The organism is Arthrobacter sp. 05T45 (genome assembly GCF_056395875.1).
Genome location: NZ_JBFTKI010000064.1, coordinates 1 through 410, shown reverse-complemented (window position 1 = coordinate 410; position 410 = coordinate 1). Strand labels below are relative to the sequence as shown.

Sequence of the window (410 nt, the reverse complement as noted above, 5' to 3'; positions counted from 1 at the left end):
GGCCCGGCAAATTCAACCAATTCAATACAATAAATTGGTATCAACAAACTTGGCACACTATTGAGTTCTCAAACAACAGACACACCCGGCACCACCACAACCAACAATCAGTCAAGGATCGCTCCGGAGCAACTTTTCAAACTTACCCGAGTCCGGATCGCTTTGCAAATCAGCGTTTCCGCGACCCGCAAACCATCCAACCCGCCCCACCCGAACCCGGAGCGCACAAAACGCCGACCAGATCCGGTCTTGAAATTTAGGGGATTGGCCGCCTCCGGTTCCCAGCATTTCCGCTGGTCTCCCTCGCGGCGACTTAGAAAACAATACACCCACCACGCCCCCACCGCAACTCCACCCCCCACACCCACCCCACCACCCAAAAACCCCGCCACCACAACCCAAAACCACCC

General features: G+C 55.6%; 1 protein-coding gene. It reads left to right on the top strand.

Annotation, left to right across the window (positions count from 1 at the left end; genetic code table 11):
* A partial coding sequence (locus AC1DGD_RS22170; protein WP_476851881.1) for a hypothetical protein occupies positions 1–260 on the top strand: 260 nt, incomplete at its 5' end.
* Between the last annotated feature and the right edge of the window lie 150 nt (positions 261–410).